Below are 20,281 nucleotides of genomic sequence, written 5' to 3'. Positions count from 1 at the left end.
CCACCCTCAAACACAAAACAGGACTGACTGAGTATCGGGCTTCGCGCTATTTTGCACGCTTACCCTCCTGCCTTGCCGAATCAGGTTCACTTTCGTTGTGTACTTCTAACTTCCTATGGCTTCCTTCGAACCCTGCCGTTGGCCAGCAACGCCCTTGCCATTCGGATTATCTTCCCCTCAGTCAGGGTGATTCAGGTTTCTTTCAACCTGACGGGTTTGCCAGCTTCGCTGGGCAAACAAAAAAACACCAGCCTCGGCTGGTGTTTTTGTTTCAAGCGATCAATTAGCAGGCTCTTAGCGGCTGAAAATCATCAGAGCATGAGATAACACAACTACTGTGGTTAACTGCATACGCAGTTTGGTGTAAGCCACTACCATTTCTTTTGGCAGGGTTAGTACCTGTTTATCGTAAAACATCATTAGCAGGTAACTAATACTTAACACGCCTAGTACCCAGGGCGCGCCGGTTTGAGTTAAGCATATCCAGCCTACAATCGTTGGCAACATTGCCACGTACATCTGATGGGCTGGCTTATTACTACTAATGGCATCGTACCAGTGCACGCCACCAAAAAACGACAACAGCACGGCTGAATACTGCGTAAAGTAAAGGTAGACCAGCGATTGCGGCAGGATATCGGTAAATGTCAGCGCATTTAAACCAATAAAAGGCAGTAATCCGGCGTAACCTAATTGCTTTATGAGAGGTTGCATTGTTATTGAAATACCTTAATTATAATAAATATTTAAAATTTATTACGAAAATTTCTAATCGGTGGATTATTAAATCCGTCACATAAACCCATTACTTATTAATTTAAAATCGCGCATGCGATAAATGTTAAATAATAGTAAATATAGAGGTTAATATATTGTTAAGCTACTTATTAGTAATAAAAAAGGCCCGCAATGCGAGCCTTTATTTTTTAACAATTAAATTAAACGTTATTTAATTGGCGTATATTTACGCTGGTTGTGACCGGTGTATAACTGGCGAGGACGGCCGATCTTTTGTGCAGGATCAGACATCATTTCGTGCCAGTGTGAAATCCAGCCAACAGTACGTGACAGGGCAAAAATACAGGTAAACATGTTTGTTGGGATACCGATTGCCTTCAGTACGATACCAGAGTAGAAATCTACGTTCGGGAACAGTTTCTTCTCGGCGAAGTACGGGTCTTCAAGAGCAATACGTTCCAGCTCCATTGCTACGTCTAGCAGCGGATCCTGAACATTCAGCTCTTTCAGTACTTCGTGACAGCTTTCGCGCATTACTGTAGCGCGTGGGTCGTGGTTTTTGTATACACGGTGACCAAAGCCCATCAGACGGAACGGATCGTTCTTATCTTTCGCACGATTAATGAACTCAGGAATGCGGTCTACTGAACCAATTTCTTCCAGCATATTCAGACAAGCTTCGTTAGCACCACCGTGTGCAGGGCCCCACAGTGAAGCAACACCTGCAGCGATACAGGCATAGGGGTTAGCACCGGAAGAACCCGCTAAACGCACGGTAGAGGTTGATGCATTTTGCTCGTGGTCGGCGTGCAGGGTAAAGATGCGGTCCATAGCGCGTTCTACCGCCGGGCTGATTTTGTAATCTTCAGCCGGAACAGAGAACATCATATTCAGGAAGTTAGCCGCGTAGCTCAGGTCGTTACGAGGATAAACAAATGGCTGACCGATGTTGTACTTATAACACATCGCTACCAGGGTAGGCATCTTCGCAATCAGACGGTGTGCACAACGTACACGCATGTCAAAATTAGAAACGTCCAGGTCGCTGTGGTAGAACGAGGACATCGCACCAACAGTACCGTTCAGCATCGCCATAGGGTGGGCGTCATTACGGAAGCCATGGAAGAACATGTGAATCTGCTCATGTACCATGGTGTGGCGCTTGATGGTGTTTTCGAATTCTTCGTATTCTTCTTTATTCGGTGCATCACCGTGCAGCAGCATGTGACAAACTTCCAGATAGTTGGCATCACGAGCCAGTTCGTCGATTGGGAAGCCGCGGTGTAATAATACACCTTCTGCGCCGTCGATAAATGTGATGGAAGACTCGCAAGATCCAGTCGCCAGGAAACCAGGGTCGTAAGTGAAATAGCCGTGTTTGCCAAGGGCACGAATATCAATCACATCTTGGCCTGCTGTACCAGACAAGATAGGAAGTTCAATTTCCTTGTCGCCCGCTTTCAGAATGGCTTTTTGATCTGCCATAAGTTGCTCTCCTCAGAATTTTCTTTATCGGGATGTTACTCAATTTTGAGCAATCCGGTGGGAAAAGTGGCGTATTTGTACTTTATTATGCAGTAACAAGTCAATTTTATTACTTATATTCCACATAAATATTCTAGATTGTTATCGATTATACTGGTTATGTAGTACCCGGGATCAAGCATTTTTATCCTTTCTACGACCTAAGACTAATGTCCTAATACCACACAAAAAATTGTAATTATAATAGGTCGTGGATATACTCTGGCCTACTTAAATTAACTGAATATTTATTCTGTTAACTAAGTAATAAAATATTCACAAAATGTTAACACCTCATTGGATGAGAAAATTAACTTAGTAACAATCAGAATCACTCTGTCAGGACTCAACACGAGAGTGGTTTGTCCCTACGGATAAAACAGGCAAAAATTGTGAAAAAGCAAAGACCAGTAAATTTAGACCTTAACACCATTAAATTTCCTCCCTCTGCTATTTCGTCAATTCTCCATCGCGTAACCGGTGTCGCAATGTTTTTTGCGCTGCTGTTTGTGATCTGGGCATGGGCCGTTTCGGTATCATCTCCAGAAGGCTTCGCCAACGTGCAGGCTTTAATGGATGGATTGATTGGAAAGATCATTGCAATCGGTACAGCTTCTGCGCTGACCTATCACATCCTTGGCGGTATCCGTCACGGCATAATGGATATGGGTCACTGGGAAGAGCTTGAGTCAGGTAACTTAAGTGCGCAAGTTGTTATTGGTTTGTGGGTGGTACTGACAGTAGTTATAGGGGTTGCGTTATGGTAACTAATCAGGCAAGCATCAAGCGTAATGGTGTACAGGATTACGTTTCTTTACGCGCAACTGCGGTAATTATCGCAGTCTACACATTCTTCATGGCTGGATTCTTTATCACGACTGAAGAAGTTACTTTCGACGTATGGCAGGGCTTGTTCTCTGGTATTGCAATGAAAGTATTTACCCTCGCTGCATTGGTTTCCATCATGATCCATGTTCGCATTGGTCTGTGGCAGGTGTTAACCGATTATGTTAAGCCAACCGGTCTGCGCGCTACCATTCAGTATGTTCTGAATATTATCGCGTTTGTATACGTTGCCGCTGGTTTGTTTGTTTTGTGGGGAGTGTAAAATGAGTTTACCCGTTCATGAGTTTGACGCCGTCGTAATTGGCGCCGGCGGTGCAGGCATGCGCGCAGCACTGCAAATCTCGCAGTCTGGCAAATCCTGTGCATTACTATCAAAAGTGTTTCCAACCCGTTCGCACACAGTATCCGCTCAGGGTGGTATTACTGTAGCGCTGGGTAATTCCCATGAAGATAACTGGGAATGGCACATGTACGATACCGTTAAAGGTTCCGATTATATCGGTGACCAGGACGCTATCGAATATATGTGTAAAACCGGACCTGAAGCCATTATCGAAATGGAAAATATGGGTCTGCCTTTCTCTCGTTTCGAGAACGGAAAAATCTATCAGCGTCCATTTGGTGGCCAGTCTAAGAACTTTGGTGGCGAGCAGGGCGCACGTACCGCAGCAGCGGCTGACCGTACTGGTCACGCGTTACTGCATTTGCTGTATCAACAAAACGTTAAAAACAAAACTAAAGTATTCAGCGAATGGTACGCACTGGATCTGGTTAAGAACCAGGATGGCGATGTAGTCGGTTGTACGGCTATCGACATCGAAACCGGTGAAGTGGTTTATTTCAAATCTAAAGCGGTTGTTCTGGCAACGGGTGGTGCAGGGCGTATTTACGCATCGACCACTAACGCACACATCAACACTGGTGACGGCGTGGGCATGGCCCTGCGTGCCGGCGTTTGCGTACAGGACATGGAAATGTGGCAGTTCCACCCAACCGGTATCGCCGGCGCGGGAACCCTGGTAACAGAAGGGTGTCGTGGGGAAGGTGGTTACCTGCTGAATAAAGACGGCGAGCGTTTCATGGAGCGTTATGCACCGAATGCTAAAGACTTAGCCGGCCGTGACGTAGTTGCCCGTTCAATGATGACCGAGATCCGTGAAGGTCGTGGTTGTGAAGGCCCATGGGGTACGCACATCAAACTTAAACTGGACCACCTGGGTAAAGACGTCCTTGAATCACGTCTGCCGGGTATCCTTGAACTGTCTCGTACCTTTGCGCACGTTGATCCGGTTAAAGAACCGATTCCGGTTATTCCAACCTGTCACTATATGATGGGTGGTATTCCGACTAACGTTGATGGTCAGTGTCTGACGCTGGACGAAAACGGTAATGATAAAGTCGTCAACGGTCTGTTTGCCTGTGGTGAAATTGCTTGTGTATCGGTACACGGTGCGAACCGTTTAGGCGGTAACTCACTGCTTGACCTGGTAGTGTTTGGTCGTGCTACAGGTTTACATCTGGGTGACAAGCTGGACGAAATGACCCCAAGCCGCGAGGCTTCAGAGTCTGATCTGGAAGGTGCAATGGCGCGTTTCAATCGTTGGGAAGGTTCAGAAAAAGGCAAAGGCGAAGATCCGGTACAAATCAAGAAAGATTTGCAGGAATGTATGCAGCTTAACTTCTCGGTATTCCGTGAAGGTGATGCAATGGCCGAAGGTCTCAAGCAACTTAAAGAGATCCGTGAGCGTCTGCAAAGCGCACGTCTTGATGACAAGAGTGCCGACTTCAATACCCAGCGTATTGAGTGTTTAGAACTCGATAATCTGATGGAAACTGCTTACAGCACTGCTGTGGCAGCAAACTTCCGCACAGAAAGCCGTGGTGCACACAGCCGCTTTGACTATCCGGATCGTGATGACGAGAACTGGTTGTGTCACAGTGTTTACAACCCGGCGACTGAAGATATGGTTAAACGTGATGTCAATATGGCGCCTAAGCTTCGCGAAGCCTTCCCGCCAAAAGTACGTTCATACTAAGAGGGGTTAGATCATGCAATTAACTTTTTCGGTATACCGTTATAATCCTGAGGTGGATAATGCACCTCGCATGCAGGATTACACCCTGGACGTGGAAGAAGGCCAGGATATGATGGTGCTGGATGCACTGATTCTTTTAAAAGAACAGGATCCAACATTATCGTTCCGTCGCTCTTGTCGTGAAGGGGTTTGTGGTTCTGACGGCATGAACATGAACGGCAAAAATGGCCTGGCGTGTATCACTCCGTTGTCAGCACTGGGCTCAGGTAAAGTGGTTATTCGTCCGCTGCCTGGTCTGCCGGTAGTGCGTGACCTGGTGGTCGATATGACCCAGTTCTACACTCAGTACGAGAAGATTAAACCGTTCTTAATTAACGACAGCAAACAGCCGCCGGCAAGAGAGCATCTGCAGTCTCCTGAAGAGCGTGCTAAACTGGATGGACTCTATGAGTGTATACTGTGTGCATGTTGTTCAACATCTTGTCCATCATTCTGGTGGAATCCGGATAAGTTCATCGGACCAGCCGGCTTGTTGCACGCCTATCGATTCCTGATTGATAGCCGCGATACAGCAACAGACGAGCGACTGAACGATCTGGATGATGCTTTCAGCGTGTTCAGATGTCACGGTATCATGAACTGTGTAAGTGTATGTCCTAAGGGACTCAACCCTACAAAAGCAATTGGACAGATTAAGTCCATGCTTTTACAACGGGCTGTTTAGCAATTAACTTGATTACTGCTTCAGTAACAAGTGAGTAATGCATAAATGGCCATCCTTATGGGGTGGCTATTTTTTTGTAAATGTGGTCGGGTAAGACATCTGACCTGATAGTTTTATTGACAACCTAGCAAGGCACAATAATGCAAGAAAGCGTGATGAAAGCGTGGTGGGACTCATCGCACATGGCTGGAGCCAATGCTGCCTATGTGGAAGCATTGTACGAAGCCTACCTTGACGACCCGCAGAGTGTCTCTGATTCCTGGCGTGAAACCTTTGACGCTTTACCCAAAGTGGATGGGGTGGAATTAGAAAGTAACCATAGCCTTATCAAAGACCAGTTCCGCAAACTGGCGTCTCTGGGACCACTGGCCCGTTGTAGCAGTGGCTCTGCTACCACAGCGAGCAGTAATCAGTCTGACCAGAAACAGGTTAAGGTGTTGCAGTTAATTAACGCCTATCGATTCCGTGGGCACCAGCATGCCAACCTCGATCCGCTGGGATTGTGGAAACAGGAACGGGTCAGAGACCTGGAGTTGTCGCATCACAATCTATCCGAGACGGATTTTGATACGGTTTTCAACGTTGGTTCTTACGCCATCGGTAAGGAAACCATGCCATTAGGTGAACTGTTTAAATCATTAAACAGAACCTATTGCAGCTCAATCGGTGCAGAATATATGCACATTACCGATACCGAGCAAAAGCGCTGGTTACAACAACGTATTGAATCAGTCGAAGCGCGTCCTGAATTAGACCGCGATTCGAAAATTGATATCCTCAAAGGCCTGGTTGCCGCTGACGGTATGGAAAAGTACCTGGGCTCGAAATTCCCGGGCGCTAAGCGTTTCTCACTGGAAGGTGGCGATGCGCTGATCCCGATGCTGAAAGGGCTGATTAAAGAGGCCGGTTCGCAAGGTACTAAAGAAGTGGTTGTGGGCATGGCTCACCGTGGTCGCCTTAACGTGCTGGTTAACGTACTGGGTAAAAACCCGTCAGTACTGTTTGATGAATTTGGCGGCAAGCACGACGAGTCGTTGGGCGCTGGTGACGTAAAATACCACGCCGGTTACTCTTCAGACTTCGCTACGCCGGGCGGTAACGTTCACCTGGCGCTGGCTTTTAACCCGTCACACCTTGAAATTGTTAACCCGGTGGTTATGGGCTCAGTACGTGCCCGTCTTGACCGTCGCGAAAACAGCGCACTTAAGGTTCTGCCGGTAACTATCCACGGTGACTCGGCAATTGCCGGTCAGGGTGTGGTTCAGGAAACCTTCAACATGTCGCAAACCCGCGGGTTTGCAGTAGGTGGTACGGTTCGAATCGTTATCAACAACCAGGTTGGTTTCACTACCTCGAAAATTGAAGATACCCGTTCTACCCAGTACTGTACTGACATCGCTAAAATGGTTCAGGCGCCGATTCTGCACGTGAATGCAGATGATCCTGAAGCTGTATTATTTGTTACCAAGCTGGCGCTTGATTTCCGTAACAAATTTAAGCGCGACGTAGTGATTGATCTGGTTTGTTATCGTCGTCACGGCCATAACGAGTCGGATGAGCCGAATGCTACACAGCCGGTGATGTATCAGAAGATTAAGAAGCATCCGGTACCACGTGAGCTTTATGCCGAACAGCTGATTGCCGAAGGTGTATTGGGCAAACAGGATGCCGATAAACTTATCGAAGACTATCGGGCTGCTATGGACCATGGCGCCTGCGTGGTTGAAGAATGGCGGCCAATGACCGAGCACAGTGTTGACTGGCACCCGTATCTCGGCCATGACTGGGATACGCCGTACGATGGCAGCATTAGTCTGGATGAACTTAAGTCACTGGGTGATCGCCTGGTGTCGTTCCCGGAAGACGTAAAATTACAGTCACGGGTGAATAAGGTTTATAACGACCGTAAAGCCATGATTGCCGGTGAGCGTAACCTCGACTGGGGTATGGCCGAACTGCTGGCTTACGCATCCATTGTTAAGGGTGGCACCAGTATCCGTCTGACCGGTCAGGATTCAGGCCGTGGTACATTCTTCCATCGCCATGCGGTTTTACATAACCAGGCTGATGCCTCAACGTACATGCCACTTCAGCATATCAGCGAAGATCAGGAAGCTATCGAGATTTATGACTCGGTTCTGTCTGAAGAAGCGGTTATGGCATTTGAATACGGTTACGCCACAGCTGAGCCAACTTGTCTGACTATCTGGGAAGCGCAGTTTGGTGACTTTGCCAACGGTGCCCAGGTGGTATTCGACCAGTTCTTAAGTTCAGGTGAAGCCAAATGGGGTCGTTTATGCGGTCTGACAGTGCTGTTACCACATGGTTACGAAGGTCAGGGCCCGGAGCACAGCTCAGCACGTCTTGAGCGTTTCCTGCAACTGTGTGCCGATCACAACTGGCAGGTTTGTGTGCCTTCAACCCCAGCTCAGGTGTTCAACATGATCCGCCGTCAGGTGATTCGCCCAATGCGTAAGCCATTGATTGTGATGTCACCTAAGTCACTGCTGCGTCATCCCATGGCGGTTTCTTCACTGGAAGAACTGTCTGAAGGCGTATTCCACAACGTGATTGGCGAAGTGGATGAACTGCCTGCTAAAGATGTAAAACGTGTGGTGATGTGTTCTGGTAAGGTTTACTACGACCTGCTTGATCAACGCCGTAAGAATGAACAAACCGATGTCGCCATTATTCGTCTGGAACAGTTATACCCGTTCCCGCAGGAAGAATGCGCGAAGATTGTGGCTGAATACAGCCATGTTAAAGATTGGGTTTGGTGTCAGGAAGAGCCACAGAACCAGGGTGCCTGGTATTGTAGCCAACATCACTTCTGGCAGGTAATCCCAGATGGTGCCAAGTTAACATATGCGGGACGGGCGGCATCAGCGTCGCCAGCCGTAGGTTATTTATCCGTTCACAACCAGCAACAAAAAGCCCTGGTTGAAGACGCTCTCACGATAAAATAAGGAACAGAGATGACAATTGAGATAAAAGTTCCGGTTCTACCCGAGTCAGTTGCCGACGCCACGATTGCAACCTGGCACGTAAAAGCCGGGGACAGTGTAAAACGCGACCAGAACCTGGTAGACATTGAGACGGACAAGGTGGTACTGGAAGTTGTTGCCCCTGCAGATGGTGTTATCGGTGAGATTATCGATGAAGAAGGTGCAACCGTACTTGGTGAACAAGTGATTGCTAAACTGGAAGAGGGCGGTGCTGCACCGGCCAAATCTGAAAGCAAATCAGAAAACAAAGCCGACGCTGAGCCTGCCAAAGAAGAAGCTCCAGCAGCGCCAGAAGCAAGCGGTGAAACCGTTGACATCAAAGTACCTGTGCTGCCTGAGTCAGTGGCTGATGCAACCATTGCTACCTGGCACGTTGCGCCAGGCGAAAAAGTAAGCCGCGACCAGAATCTGGTTGATATCGAAACCGATAAGGTAGTATTGGAAGTGGTGGCGCCGGCTGACGGCTCTATCGCCGAAGTACTGGCAGAGGAAGGCACCACGGTAACTGCCGAGGAAGTGATTGCTAAATTCACCGAAGGTGCAGGTTCATCTGCGCCAGCCGCTGCTGCCAGCGAAGAAAGCAGTGACGACAGTGACAGTGATGCGCTCAGTCCGTCGGTACGTCGCCTGTTAGCAGAAAAAGGCGTTGACCCGGCAAAAGTAAAAGGTTCAGGCAAGAACGGCCGCATCACCAAAGAAGATGTTGAGCAGTACCTGAAGTCTGACAGCAAGCCGGCTCCGGCCAGCCCTGCGTCAGAAGAAGCACCTGCAGCGCCTGCTGGTGAGCGTAGTGAAAAACGTGTTCCAATGACACGCCTGCGTAAAACCATTGCTAACCGTCTGCTGGAAGCGAAAAACTCTACCGCAATGTTAACCACGTTTAACGAAGTTAACATGAAGCCTATCATGGACCTGCGCAAGCAGTATCAGGAAGGCTTTGAGAAGCGTCACGGCATCCGTTTAGGCTTTATGTCTTTCTATGTAAAAGCGGTTACTGAAGCGCTGAAGCGTTTCCCTGAAGTGAATGCTTCACTGGACGGTGATGATATTGTTTATCACAACTACTTTGATATCTCTATCGCAGTGTCTACACCGCGTGGTCTGGTTACCCCGGTACTGAAAGACTCAGATACTCTGGGTATGGCCGGTATCGAAAAAGGTATCAAGGAACTGGCTATTAAAGGCCGTGATGGCAAACTGTCTATGGCAGAGCTGCAAGGTGGTAACTTCACCATCACCAACGGTGGTGTGTTTGGTTCACTGATGTCTACGCCAATCATTAACCCGCCACAAAGCGCTATTCTGGGTATGCATAAGATCCAGGATCGTCCAATGGCAGTTAATGGCAAAGTTGAAATTTTACCAATGATGTATCTTGCGTTGTCTTACGACCACCGGATCATCGATGGCAAAGAATCGGTCGGCTTCCTGGTCACCGTTAAAGAAATGCTGGAAGATCCAACGCGTCTGCTTCTGGATGTGTAAGACTTTCGTAGCATAACTATATGTAAAGATGATACTCATGTATCATCTTTACATGCTGGTATTTGGGGACGGATACCAGTTGGGAATTAGTCGAGCCAGATATTGGCTTTCGTTTAAATAATAATCGGAAAGAAACACCATGAATTTGCATGAATACCAAGGTAAGCAGCTATTCGCAGAATACGGCTTACCTGTTTCTGAAGGATACGCATCAGATACCCCTCAAGGTGCAGTAGAAGCTGCTGACCGTATTGGCGGTAACGAATGGGTTGTTAAGTGTCAGGTCCACGCTGGTGGCCGTGGTAAAGCCGGCGGTGTTAAGCTGGTAAAAACCAAAGACGAAATTCGCGCTTTTGCTGAAAAGTGGTTAGGCAAAAACCTGGTGACATTTCAGACTGACGAGAACGGTCAGCCTGTAAGCAAGATCTTAGTAGAATCTTGCACTGATATCGCAAACGAATTGTACTTAGGTGCTGTGGTAGACCGTGGCACACGCCGCGTTGTTTTCATGGCGTCTACTGAAGGCGGTGTTGAGATTGAAACCGTTGCAGAAGAAACCCCGGAAAAAATTCTGAAAGCTGAAATCGACCCAATCGTTGGTCCTCAGCCTTACCAGGCGCGCGAAATGGCGTTTAAACTGGGTCTGCAAGGCGTACAGGTTAAGCAATTCGTACAGATTTTCTTAGGTCTGGCGAAAATGTTTGAAGACCTGGATCTGGCGTTAATCGAAATTAACCCGCTGGTCATCAAAGAAGACGGAAACCTGCACTGTCTGGACGCTAAACTGGGCGTAGACAGCAACGCAATGTACCGTCAGCCTAAGCTGAAGGACATGAAAGATCCTTCACAGGAAGATGCTCGTGAAGCACATGCGGCTCAGTACGAACTGAACTACGTAGCACTGGACGGTAACGTTGGCTGTATGGTTAACGGTGCGGGTCTGGCTATGGGTACCATGGACATCGTAAACCTGCATGGCGGTAGCCCGGCTAACTTCCTGGATGTTGGTGGTGGCGCGACTAAAGAGCGTGTAGCCGAAGCATTCAAAATCATTCTGTCTGACGACAACGTCAAAGCCGTTCTGGTTAACATTTTTGGCGGTATCGTACGTTGTGACATGATCGCAGAAGGTATCATTGGCGCAGTGAAAGAAGTGGGCGTTGAAGTTCCGGTTGTTGTACGTCTTGAAGGTACCAACGCAGAGCTTGGCCGTGAAGTGCTGGGTAACTCTGGTTTGGATATCATCGCTGCAGAATCATTAACTGATGCAGCAGAGAAAGTTGTTGCAGCTGCGGAGGGCAAATAATGTCAGTTTTGATCGGTAAAGATACTAAAGTTATCTGTCAGGGTTTCACTGGCGGTCAGGGTACTTTCCACTCTGAACAAGCGCTTGCTTACGGTACGCAAATGGTTGGCGGTGTAACGCCAGGTAAGGGCGGCACTGAGCACTTGGGCCTGCCAGTATTTAACACAGTTCGTGAAGCCGTTGAAGCAACTGGCGCCACAGCTACGGTTATTTACGTACCAGCACCTTTCTGTAAAGACTCAATTGTTGAAGCAGTAGATGCAGGTATCGAATTAGTGGTTTGTATCACTGAAGGTATTCCTACGCTGGATATGCTTTACGTTAAAGAATACGTAAATGCTAAAGGCGCACGCATGATTGGTCCAAACTGTCCGGGTGTAATCACTCCGGGTGAGTGTAAGATTGGTATCATGCCTGGTCATATCCACAAGCCTGGTAAAGTTGGTATTGTTTCACGCTCTGGTACGCTTACGTACGAAGCAGTTAAACAAACTACTGACGAAGGTTTTGGTCAGTCTACCTGTGTTGGTATTGGTGGTGACCCAATTCCGGGTTCTAACTTCATCGATATCCTGAAGTTGTTCCAGGACGATCCTCAAACCGAAGCGATTGTTATGATCGGTGAGATTGGTGGTACTGCAGAAGAAGAAGCGGCAGCGTTTATCAAAGAAAACGTGACTAAGCCAGTTGTTTCTTACATCGCTGGTGTTACTGCTCCTCCGGGCAAACGTATGGGTCACGCTGGTGCGATTATCGCTGGCGGTAAAGGTACTGCAGACGAGAAATTTGCAGCCCTTGAAGCAGCAGGCGTTAAAACTGTTCGCTCTCTGGCCGAAATCGGTAAAGCACTGCGCGAACAAACTGGTTGGTAATTACCTCTGGTTTGGCGCCGATGCGTTAACAATTTATTGTTTGGTAAAAGCCCGCTTTATGCGGGCTTTTTTATTATTTATCAAAAAGATAGGCAATTTAAGACGCCCTTAGGGATCTCCTCTTTTATTACTATAAATCTATTGTGAAAAATTTGTAAAAAAAGTTAACTGAATACGTATGCATGACATTTTCAGTTTTTCACCTAGCAATTAGTATGAAATTCGGTAATCAAACCGGCGAAATGTTGCACAGCATTTCTCAACATAACTAATAATGGGGAAAACATGAAAACGTTCAAACCCAGTGCTATCACTCTGGCACTATTAACCAGTGGGTTGGTTTTCACTAGTTATCCGCTTTTGGCGCAAGACTCAGCGCAAAACAGTGACCAGGGAAAACAGGAAGAAGCTATAGAGCGCATTGAGGTGCGCGGTTTTAGCAGCAGTCTAATTCAGTCACTCAACCAAAAGCGTTTTGGTGATACCGTTTCAGAACAACTCTCAGCAGACGACCTGGGCGGCTTGCCCGACGTCAGTATGGCCGATGCACTCACCCGGTTACCGGGGATATCCGCGGTACGAACCGGTGGTCAGGCTGCGGAAATTAATATTCGGGGCTTATCCGGAGACTTTGTCTTCTCGACACTGAACGGCCGGGAACAGGTATCTACCAGTGGCAGTCGTTCAATCGAATTCGATCAGTACCCGTCTGAATTGATCAATTCAGCAGCCGTGTATAAATCACCCAAAGCGTCGCTGATTGAGGGCGGGGTTGCCGGTACGGTTGAGTTACAAACCGCAAGTGCATTAGCTAAGGATGACAAACATACCTTTGATGCCAACGTGCGCGGTATGTTTAATGACCGGGCCAATGAAGTGGCTGATGCAGAAGAGTTTGGCCATCGCCTGAGCTTTTCCTATCAGGGCAAGTTCTTAGATGACACCCTGGGAGTTTCCCTTGGTTACGCCAGGTTATATCAACCCAGTGTTTCTACGCAGTTTATCGGCTTTGCCTACAATGCCGAAGTTGATGTCGATGGCCTGGCCGGTGATGAGGAGAATTATAACCCGAATTCAGATGTGCCCCGGGAAGATCAATGCCTGGAATGTGAACTCATTTCCGAAGGCTTTGAAATGCAGCACAAGGGTGGTGAAGAAACCCGAAACGGCTATGTCGCGGCGATCGAATGGGCACCACTGGATAACTTCACCTTAAAAGCTGATGCCTTCGTATCCAAATTTGATTCAGAAGCCTTTGCCCGCGGTTTCCGGGTAAAACTCGGTGGTGTTAATACCGAAATTTACAATCCGGTGGTGGTGAATAACAGTGTTGTTGGCGGCACTTTTGTGCGTTCCGATAGCAGTGAAACCCGTATCGAACTGGTTAATGACGATAATCAGGATTTCGATAAAGTAGAAAGCTACGGTATCAATGCTGACTGGCAGATCACCGATAATTTCGCCGCACAGTTTGATATTGCATTATCAAAAGCTAACAGTAATTTCCGCAATGGCTTGTTGTGGTCACTGGTTGGCGATGATGCCACCGCCGCTAGTCCGCGTTTTGATGAAAATATACAGATTTCGTATCTGCTCAATGGTATGGACTTACCGGACTTACAGTTCAATCAGGCCGATGCTTTTAACGATCTGGACCGGGTTATGGTCAGTAAGTATGGCATTTATCCCTATGTTAACAGTGATGAACTGGATGCCTACCGGGCTGATTTCCAGTATTTTATTGATACCGACTTCATATCATCAATCGAGTTTGGTGGCCGCTACTCAGATCGCACCTACAGTAACGATCGCTCGGTGTTTGAATATGGTAACGACCAGGCATTTTCCTCGAGTCAGCCGCCGCTGCGTCTGACCGATGATTTAGCCGAAGTGGTAAATTGGCAGGGCGACTTTGCTTACTTTCCCAATTACCTTTCCATTGATTTGGGCAAAGCGCTTCAAGCCTGGTTCCCATCCGGGATACCGCAACCAGCCCAAACCTGGGGAGCAGGAGACCCGGGTGTAATTAATGGCCCTGACGATGCCACTGTGTCTACCGCATGGTCGGTCCTGGAAAGTGGAGACGTGTTTGAAACCGTCTCAGCTGCTTACCTGATGGCCAATATCGATACTGAAATCGGCGGGTTACCGATTACCGGTAATATCGGCGTTCGCTATGTAAAATCAAAACAGAGCTCTACCACACTGCAAAGAGCAACCATGTTTGTGGAGGATCCGGAGACCGGGCAGGATGTAGAGGTCAGCGATCCCACTGCCGGGGCACAAAATATTGTCGATGAGCTTGGCTATATCAATAATTTCTATCGCCCGGCCATACTCACCTACGAGTACACCGATGTCCTGCCGTCGATTAACTTAAATTTCCAGCTTACTGATAACTCGCAACTTCGTGTTGCTGCTGCGCGGGTAATGGGTCGGGCTCCGATCAATCGTTTTGCAGCCAATGCGTCCACCAATGTTGAGCTAATCAGTGCTACGCAGAACCGCGACTCCGGTGAGATTACCTTATCCAATCAGCAGGCGCGCATTTCGGGGTCATCGAATAACAGCCCTTATCTGGATCCGTTTTACGCTACTCAGTATGACATTTCCTATGAGCACTACTTTGATGATAGTGACGGCGCGATTGTCGTTGCAGGGTTTTATAAGAACATTGAGTCGTTTATCGAAAACATCGCCATCGAACCCTATGACTTTGAAGGTAACGGCTTTGTAGTGCCGGATTCAGTTACTGTACCGGTGTTTTACGAAGCCGATTATCCGGGTCAGGCGCCTGAGCCGGTTGTAGATAATACCGGAGCGCCGGTTACCGTTACGGTGCCTACCACTGATGGTCGCTATGAAACCGCTATTAATAATGCCCGCGGCGGTTACATTCGCGGTATAGAGCTGGCTTATACCCAGATATACAGTGACTTACCGGGTATGTGGTCGGGACTGGGCGTTAATGCCAGCTATTCGTATACCGAAAGTGAGATACAGCGCACCGTCGGCAATGGCGTGTATGCCAGCCAGCTACCGGGCTTGTCAGAAAACGTTGCCACTATGACCTTGTTCTGGGAATACGAAGGGTTTGAAACCCGGGTGTCTGGCCGCTACCGCGACGCGTTTGTTTCCAAGCAGGTCGCGGTCAACGATCAGACCGTCAATTTTGATTCCGAGTTAGTGGTGGACTATCAGGCATCATATGAAATCAACGACAACATAAGTGTGTTGTTCCAGATAAATAACCTGACCGATGAACCCACCAAAAGCTATTTCACCTCGCCTGAACAAACAGGAACCATTCAGTTCTTCGGAACCCAATACTTCCTGGGGATGACTTACTCGCTATGAATACTTTTACTCAACCCACAGCATCCACCGGCATGCTGTATAAAATACTGGCTGGCCTAATGGTGTTAGTGGTGCTTACCCTTACCGGGTGCGGCAGTTCTGGCACAGACTCTGGTTCCAATGACTTGTTGGTGTGTGATGCGCCTCTGGTGCCCGATGAAGCTGGCATGATGTGTGTGGAAAAACCGCCCATTGCTTGCGATCCACCCACGGTACCTAATGAAGACAACAGCGCCTGTGTGGTTGGTGCTGATCCAACGCTGGACGATCCGGTGTATTTCCCAACTGCTAATCAGGCCGTGTTGTACTACAACCGTGCTGGAGTAGGGGCCACAAATGATCCTGGCGACAGTGCCTATGACGGCTGGAAACTGCATACCTGGAATAATGATGCCTGTGACGCTTACGCAGATGGCGATACCGACTGGGCCAATGGCCGGGCGATTTCTGGTATCGATCCTAACTTCGGGGCTTACTGGATCCTGGAGCTTAAACCCGGCGTAGCCGGAACTCCGGGCGCCTGTCATAATTTTATTATTCACAAAGGGACCGACGATGCAGGCAAAGAAATGGGCGGCACCGATTTCCAGGCTCCACTGGATCAGGACGATGAAACCTTCACACGGATGAACTTTACGCTCTCCGGCGTGCCCACCGTCTTTGAATTTCCTTTGTTATCACTTGGTCCGCAACCGGTAAAAATTGAAGGTGCAGCGGCGCACTGGCTGGATACCCAGGTCGTGTTATGGGACGTACCGGACGGTGTTGAAACGGTTAAACTGCATTATTCTGCCGCGGCCGATTTGGCCACCACGGTGGAAAATGGTCTTAACGGTGCCGCCGTCGAACTCAGCGCAACCAGCCTTACCGAAGAGCAGGTTGCTATTGCCCCACATCTGGCTTCATTGCCCGCATTCGAAGGCCAGTGGAGTAGCGACGAGGCCAAAGCAGTGCTGAAAACCCAGGTGGTTGTGGGCGGTTATGCAAGCGATGGTACTTTGCTGGCAGCCACACGCTTACAACATGCCAAAGTACTCGACCAGTTATATACCCGCGGTGAAAATGACGCCGATGAAGCCATGCTCGGTGGGGTCTATAGCGATGAAGGCATTACGGCAGCAGTCTGGGCTCCTACGGCAACGGAAGTAAACTTGCTGGTATTCAATGATGATAAGACTCTGGCTAACCGTTACCCAATGGCCTTCGATGACACGTCTGGCGTCTGGTCCTATGCCGGTGATACCAGTCTCGACAGAAAGCTCTATCGTTATGAAGTCACCGTTTATTATCCATCGCTGGAGGAAATTACCACGCTCGAAGTAACCGATCCGTACTCGGTGTCATTATCGACCAACGGGCGCTTCTCACGCTTTGTCAATTTAAGTGATGAATCGCTGAAACCAGACGGTTGGGATACCCAGTGGATCCCGGAGATTGCGAATCCGGAAGATGCGGTGATTTACGAAGGACATGTGCGCGACTTCAGTATTCGCGATATGTCTACCAGTGAAACCAATCGTGGTAAATACCTGGCTTTTACCGAAGCCGGCAGCGATCCGGTCAATCACTTACAGACCCTGGCCGATGCGGGATTAACCCATTTTCATATTCTGCCCAGCAACGATATTGCCACCATCGATGAAGATCCGGCCAATACCGTGGACATCTACGATACCGTAGGTCAGCTTTGTGTGAAAAAACCGGATGCCCAGGTGTGTAACGAAGAAGATCCGAGCAGCATTTTACTGGATGTGTACAACAGCTACGACCCGCTATCCGAAGCAGGCAGTGCCCAGGCGCTGACCCAGGATTTACGCAGTGTCGACAGCTTTAACTGGGGGTATGACCCGCATCACTTCAATGCGCCGGAAGGGAGTTATGCGTCCAGTGCTGAAGGGGTTGAGCGGATCATTGAAATGCGCGCCATGGTACAGGCGCTGCACGAGATTGGTCTGCGGGTAGCCCTTGATGTGGTGTATAACCACACCAATGCGTCAGGTATCTTTACTAAATCGGTCCTCGATAAAGTGGTGCCCGGTTACTACCATCGTTATGAGACGGATAGCGGTGCTATTGTGCGGGAAACCTGTTGCGAGGACACCGAGCCGCGTAATGTGATGATGGAAAAGCTGATGCTGGACTCATTATCGATGTGGGCCAGTGAATACAAGTTTGACGCTTTCCGCTTTGACATAATGAGTCAGTCGACCAAAGACAGCATGGTGCGCTTACGTGAAGCTATTCAGGCTATCGATCCGGATAACTACTTTTACGGTGAAGGCTGGAACAAGATAGACCGTGGTTACGAGCAGGCTAACCAGCTGAATATGGCCGGTACCGAAATTGGTACCTATAACGACAGACTGCGTGATGCGATCCGCTATGGTCATATTTTTAACCCCGACAGTGATTCTGCACTGTATGAACAGGATAGGGTCAAAATGGGCATGGCCGGAACGCTGGCTGACTTTGTATTAAACACCTCGGGTGGACGCGCTACCACGGCCTCAGCACTTGGTGGTTATGCTAAAGATCCTGCCGACATTATCAATTATGTGTCTAAACACGATAATGAAACCCTGTGGGATCAGCTTAACTACGTGTTACCAGAGTCGCTGACCCTCCACGAACGAGTGCGGGCGCAAAATGCCGGTATGGGAATTACTTTGTTATCCCAGGGTATTCCATTTTTACAGATGGGCGGTGATATGTTGCGCTCTAAATCCATGGATCGCGACAGCTACGACTCCGGTGACTGGTTTAACTACGTAGATTTCACCATGCAAACCAACAACTGGAATGTGGGTTTACCGCTCGCTGAGAAAAACGAGGCCCGCTGGTCAGAAATGGGCCAGTTTGTGTCATCGCCTGAACGGGCTGCCAGCATGACGGAAATTGAACTGGCGGCAGAAGTGTTTAAGGAATTTCTAACTATTCGCCAGACCAGCCCGTTATTTCGACTCACTACCGCCGAACAAATCATGCAGCGGGTAGGTTTTCATAATCTGGGTACCCGCCAGCAGGTTGGCCTGATCGCCATGAGCATTGACGACGGCTATAACAGTGAGGCAGAAACCCTGCTTACTGATATCGATGTTAATTATGATGCCGTGATGGTAATGGTAAATACCGGTTATGAAGAAAAGACCCTGAGCGTCAATACCGCTAGTGGTTTTGTACTACACCCGGTTCAGCAAAGCTCTTACGACAGCACCGTACGCGGCGCGTATTTCACCGAAGATCAATCGGGTAATGGTAGCTTTACGGTGCCAGCGCTAACCATTGCTGTATTTGTTAAGCCTCAGGCAGGGGCACAGGGTTATGGTCTGGCGAGTTATGCCACCGCGGGAGCCCCGGATGTAGTGCCTTACGGTGATACGCCGGTTTATCTGCGCGGTAGCATGAATGGTTGGGGAACCGATGGTGAATTCAGTTATCAGGGTAACGGTATCTATACCGCAACAGCCCAGTTAACTGCGGGTAACCAGTATGAGTTTAAGTTTGCCTCCGAAGATTGGGCAACGGTTAACTTTGGTGCAGCCAATGCGTCTGAAGCAACCGTTACCGAGGGCGAACCGGTGGCGCTGGGAACCACTAACAATAACCTGTTCTTTACCCCCACAATCGATGCAACCTATTTGTTTACCATAGATGCCAGCGATCCCCAGGCACCGGTATTAACGGTTGAAAACGAGGAGCCTTATGCGGGAACCGAGGTGTATCTTCGCGGCGGCTTTAACGGCTGGGGTACAGACACACCACTGTTGTATCAGGGTAGTCGTCAGTATCAGGTGGCAATGTCGCTGACTGCTGGCAGCTATGAGTTTAAGGTCGCATCTGAAGACTGGGCAATCGTAAACCTTGGGGCGCTGTCGGGAGCGGATGCCGATAAACAGGTGGTATTAGGTGAGCCGACATACCTGGCGGCGACCAATGACAACCTGGTACTGACCATTGAAGAAGACGGTGACTATGTGTTTGTGCTTGATGCTACTGATAAGGCTGAACCTGTACTTAAGGTTTTCAATGAGCAATTCTTTGGCAATACCCCGGTTTATCTGCGTGGTGGTATGAATGGCTGGGGTACGGATGATGAACTTATCTATCAGGGCGCTGGTGTCTATTCCGTCGATATTACTCTAGGCGGTGGTGCTACCGAGTTTAAGGTTGCCTCAGAAGACTGGGCGACGGTGAATCTGGGCAATCCGGACGATGCTCTGATCAATACCGTTGATGAGGGTGTTAGCAAGACTCTGGGCAGTAGTAACAACAATCTGCTGATTGAACTGGCAGCCGGAACTTACGAGTTCAGGGTAACCGGTCCGGATGCTTCCCAACCCATCCTGACGGTTATTGCGAAATAACCCTGACTTGTTGTACCGTAAAAG

General features: G+C 48.7%; 13 protein-coding genes. 11 read left to right on the top strand and 2 right to left on the bottom strand.

From position 1 onward, the window contains the following. Nucleotides 1-287, top strand: a 287-nt coding sequence (locus C6Y40_RS24945; RefSeq protein WP_205664751.1) for a hypothetical protein, incomplete at its 5' end; no start/stop codon positions are given. A gap of 7 nt (nt 288-294) precedes the next feature. Here the strand turns inward: C6Y40_RS24945 and C6Y40_RS07965 are convergent. Continuing rightward, nucleotides 295-714, bottom strand: coding sequence for a DUF3429 domain-containing protein (locus C6Y40_RS07965; RefSeq protein ID WP_105934123.1), 420 nt, complete (start codon nt 712-714; stop codon nt 295-297). Nucleotides 715-945: 231 nt separating this feature from the next. Then, a complete protein-coding gene (gltA, locus tag C6Y40_RS07960; protein WP_105934122.1) occupies nt 946-2,223 on the bottom strand; it encodes a citrate synthase in 1,278 nt (425 codons plus the stop codon). A 431-nt stretch (nt 2,224-2,654) separates the two neighbouring features. Between gltA and sdhC the strand changes: the two genes are divergently transcribed. The 10 genes from sdhC (at nt 2,655) to C6Y40_RS07910 (ending at nt 20,257) form a co-directional block, all read left to right on the top strand. Then, complete coding sequence (sdhC, locus tag C6Y40_RS07955) at nt 2,655-3,029, top strand: succinate dehydrogenase, cytochrome b556 subunit (RefSeq protein WP_105934121.1); 375 nt, start codon at nt 2,655-2,657, stop codon at nt 3,027-3,029. Beyond that, complete coding sequence (sdhD, locus tag C6Y40_RS07950) at nt 3,023-3,370, top strand: succinate dehydrogenase, hydrophobic membrane anchor protein (protein ID WP_105934120.1); 348 nt, start codon at nt 3,023-3,025, stop codon at nt 3,368-3,370. Before sdhC ends, sdhD begins: the two co-directional genes overlap by 7 nt. A gap of 1 nt (nt 3,371) precedes the next feature. Beyond that, the gene (sdhA, locus tag C6Y40_RS07945) at nt 3,372-5,144 is read left to right on the top strand and encodes a succinate dehydrogenase flavoprotein subunit (protein WP_105934119.1); all 1,773 of its coding nucleotides are present in this window, start codon (nt 3,372-3,374) and stop codon (nt 5,142-5,144) included. Nucleotides 5,145-5,157: 13 nt separating this feature from the next. Further along, the gene (locus C6Y40_RS07940) at nt 5,158-5,868 is read left to right on the top strand and encodes a succinate dehydrogenase iron-sulfur subunit (RefSeq protein WP_105934118.1); all 711 of its coding nucleotides are present in this window, start codon (nt 5,158-5,160) and stop codon (nt 5,866-5,868) included. 140 nt (nt 5,869-6,008) lie between these two features. Then, the gene (locus C6Y40_RS07935) at nt 6,009-8,834 is read left to right on the top strand and encodes a 2-oxoglutarate dehydrogenase E1 component (protein WP_105934117.1); all 2,826 of its coding nucleotides are present in this window, start codon (nt 6,009-6,011) and stop codon (nt 8,832-8,834) included. A gap of 9 nt (nt 8,835-8,843) precedes the next feature. Continuing rightward, complete coding sequence (gene odhB / locus C6Y40_RS07930) at nt 8,844-10,358, top strand: 2-oxoglutarate dehydrogenase complex dihydrolipoyllysine-residue succinyltransferase (protein WP_105934116.1); 1,515 nt, start codon at nt 8,844-8,846, stop codon at nt 10,356-10,358. A 139-nt stretch (nt 10,359-10,497) separates the two neighbouring features. Then, nucleotides 10,498-11,664, top strand: coding sequence for an ADP-forming succinate--CoA ligase subunit beta (sucC, locus tag C6Y40_RS07925; RefSeq protein ID WP_105934115.1), 1,167 nt, complete (start codon nt 10,498-10,500; stop codon nt 11,662-11,664). Next, on the top strand, nt 11,664-12,536 hold the full coding sequence (gene sucD / locus C6Y40_RS07920) for a succinate--CoA ligase subunit alpha (protein WP_105934114.1): 873 nt from the start codon (nt 11,664-11,666) through the stop codon (nt 12,534-12,536). Before sucC ends, sucD begins: the two co-directional genes overlap by 1 nt. A 285-nt stretch (nt 12,537-12,821) precedes the next feature. Next, nucleotides 12,822-15,893 (top strand): TonB-dependent receptor, encoded by a 3,072-nt coding sequence (locus C6Y40_RS07915; RefSeq protein ID WP_105934113.1) that lies wholly within the window; start codon nt 12,822-12,824, stop codon nt 15,891-15,893. 32 nt (nt 15,894-15,925) lie between these two features. Next, the gene (locus C6Y40_RS07910) at nt 15,926-20,257 is read left to right on the top strand and encodes an alpha-1,6-glucosidase domain-containing protein (RefSeq protein ID WP_105934127.1); all 4,332 of its coding nucleotides are present in this window, start codon (nt 15,926-15,928) and stop codon (nt 20,255-20,257) included. The last annotated feature ends 24 nt before the right edge of the window (nt 20,258-20,281 follow it).

It is taken from the genome of Marisediminitalea alba (assembly GCF_002993365.1).
GTDB lineage: Bacteria > Pseudomonadota > Gammaproteobacteria > Enterobacterales > Alteromonadaceae > Alteromonas > Alteromonas alba.
The sequence above is the reverse complement of the archived record's forward strand: the minus strand, read 5'-3'. Positions and strand labels throughout refer to the sequence as shown.